Source organism: Planococcus sp. RAB007_Raresut, from assembly GCF_057369535.1.
On record NZ_JBXYIF010000079.1, the window covers coordinates 1 to 290 of the forward strand.

A 290-nucleotide genomic window follows, 5' to 3' on the forward strand; every position below is an offset into this window, starting at 1 on the left:
TGTGACTTTGACTAAATGATTATCGTAATACAGCTCATGGGCGTCTTCATTTAAGATTAGACCCGACGATTCGATTTTTGATCCTGAAGAAACTGTAGTTCGTCTGAAAATCGATTGAATTCTTGCCTTCAATTCCGCCTCGTCGAACGGTTTCACAATGTAATCATCTGCTCCCAGTTGCAATCCTTTTACGATTTCTTCTTTTCCGTCGAGTGCTGTCAATAAAATGATTGGTACATCCGAAACTGCTCTTATCCTTTGACAAGACACAAAACCATCCATTAAAGGCA

1 protein-coding gene is annotated in these 290 nt (G+C 39.7%); it reads right to left on the reverse strand.

Annotation, left to right across the window (positions count from 1 at the left end; all coding sequences use genetic code 11):
• Positions 1 to 282, reverse strand: a 282-nt coding sequence (locus AC2Q9J_RS17820) for a response regulator transcription factor (RefSeq protein WP_499042004.1), incomplete at its 3' end; no start/stop codon positions are given.
• Positions 283 to 290 lie beyond the last annotated feature (8 nt).